This is a genomic window from Coprococcus sp. AF21-14LB (genome assembly GCF_003458885.1).
Taxonomy (GTDB): Bacteria; Bacillota; Clostridia; order Lachnospirales; family Lachnospiraceae; genus UBA9414.
In genome coordinates this window covers 1-2,475 of record NZ_QRVX01000102.1, presented here as the reverse complement: position 1 = coordinate 2,475, position 2,475 = coordinate 1, and the positions used below count along the sequence as shown (strand labels likewise).

Annotated in this window: 1 protein-coding gene and 1 pseudogene; both read left to right on the top strand. The window is 45.0% G+C overall.

The genetic code is table 11. The annotated features are described in order from the left end of the window. The first annotated feature begins 263 nt into the window (after positions 1 to 263). Positions 264 to 1,136: a tyrosine-type recombinase/integrase gene (locus DWX73_RS13095; RefSeq protein WP_118349106.1), complete on the top strand. Its 873-nt coding sequence runs from the start codon at positions 264 to 266 to the stop codon at positions 1,134 to 1,136. Then, positions 1,123 to 2,276: pseudogene (locus DWX73_RS13090) on the top strand (IS91 family transposase). The gene DWX73_RS13095 and the pseudogene DWX73_RS13090 overlap by 14 nt, the downstream one beginning before the upstream one ends. The last annotated feature ends 199 nt before the right edge of the window (positions 2,277 to 2,475 follow it).

Genomic DNA, 2,475 nt, shown 5'->3' with positions numbered 1-2,475 from the left:
ATTGTACCAAGCCGCTAGCGCGGCGGCTAGCCCCAGGTACGTGAATTTTCCACTTTTTTAACAAAAAAGTAGCAGTTTTTGAATATATGTTGTATTGTTGAGTTACCACACTTAACCTTACACATATACACAAGAACTGCTATGCTTAGTTTATCATGGATTTTTGTTCTCAACAACTACATATCTGAAAATTTTATCGTCCACCTCCTGAACTATGACGTTTTACTGCTTCTTATATCATTTATTTCGAAGGAGGTTCCATTTTGGACGATTATTTGAATACTTTCCGGGAGATGATCTCCCTCTGCGGTCTTACTGACCATACTATTAAATCTTATTCCACCTATATCCGTGCTTATCTGGACTATCTCACCAACATTCTTCATAAACTCCCCGAAGATGTTTCATGGGATGAACTGCGTGATTTTATCCGTTGGATTCAAAAGGAAAGGAACCTTTCCAACCGCACAATCAACCATTGCATTTCGCAGCTCCGTTTCTTTACTCTCTATGTTTTACATAAACCATGGGATTCTACACAGCTCCCCATGCGCAGATTTGACACTTACCTTCCCTATGTCCCTTCACAACATGAAGTCTGGCACTTTATTTCCACCATGCCGGATCTTAAACAGAAAACCATGACTGCTGTTATGTATTCTTCCGGTCTGCGCATCGGGGAAGTCTGCCATCTCCGTTATGAAGATATTGACCGTAAAAACCTTCGTATCCATATCCGCCATTCCAAAGCACGACAGGACCGGTATGCCATTCTTTCTCATACAGCTCTTGGTCTGCTGACACGCTACTGGTTTGAATACGGCAGACCTATGGGATGGCTTTTTCCCAAACAGTCCGGTATTGATAAGCCCATTGATACCTTTTTTCTCTCGCGCCATATCCATGCGCATGAACAGCGGCTGGGATGGCCGCAACGCTTTACATGCCATACTTTCCGGCATGCATTTGGTACACATCTTTATGAAAATGGCACGGATCTTCTGACCATTAAAGCCCTGCTCGGGCATAAATCATTAGAATCTACCACCATTTATGTCCATCTTGCATCCAATGGCACCGGCAGTGCCGTCAGCCCATTCGACCAGATGGGAGGTGATTCCTGTGATCAGGTCTAAAATCCAGCAGGTCTGGGATCTTTCTTATGAAGCTTTTGATTCTTCCGGGCTGTTCCAGTCGGATGTCCAGAAAAAAGCATCCCGTGCCATCCTCAACTGTAAATCAGGAACCCTTGGCGTCAACATTTCTCAGTGCCCTGACTGCGGCTATACGCAATTCCATAACAACTCCTGCCGTAACCGTCACTGCCCGAACTGCCAGGCCGTAAATAAGGAAATCTGGGTGGATAAACGCCGGGCTGAGGTGATCGATACCCCCTATTTTCATGTGGTATTTACGCTTCCGCATGAACTGAATCCTCTAATCTACTGCAACCAGCGGCTCCTCTATGGGTTCTTCCACAGATGCTGCGCCGAAACGCTTTTAGAACTTTCTGCTGATAAGAAACATCTAGGGGCAATACCCGGTATTATCCAGGTGCTCCATACCTGGGACCAGGAGGTCAACTACCATGTGCATATGCACTGCATCGTTTCCGGAGGAGGGCTTACACCAGACCGCAAAATACGGAAAACGAAAAGCGGTTTCTTTATTCCTGTACGAGTCCTGCGGGACAAATTTAAAGGCAGATATCTTGCTGGTCTCGATTCATTTTACAAAAACGGCTCACTGACTTTTTCCAGTTCCTGTGAAAAGCTGCGCAATTCTTATCTATGGTCCGAATTCCGCAATGGCCTTTATGAAAAGGATTGGTGCCCCTACATAAAAGAAACCTTCCATGGATTTGGCAATGCCATTGAATATCTCGGCAGATATACACATAAGATCGCCATATCGAACAGCCGTATCCTGTCTGTTGACAAACAGCAGGTCACTTTTTCTGCCAGAGGAAAAAAGCCCGGCGAACCGCGCAGGATACTCACCCTGGAAAATACAGAGTTTATCCGGCGTTATCTGATGCATGTGCTCCCGTCCGGTTTCCAGAAGATCCGGTATTATGGTTTCCTGAATAACCGAAGGAAAAACAAAAACCTGAAACTGATATTTACACTTCAGGGACATCAGCGCTTCCGGTCGAGATATATAACCTATCCATAGCTGAACTTATAAAAGCGGTATGGAAGATTGATATCCGCGTCTGCCCGGAGTGTGGATGCTGCCGGATGCAGAACATCGGAAGGACATATGGTACTTCCTGACAAAAGATTTTTTCCACTGAATACATTTCTAAAAGGCCTTCGCAAGAAGGTCTGCGAAGCATGCCCTTTTATAAAATGTTTTTATGAAACTGTACAAAAATCACCTTTTTATATCGGTGAGTTTCTTCAAAACCTCAGCATTTTCACCAGGCAGAGAAGATACTTTCCCCATACACAGACTGGCTGACCCGTCCGCGGC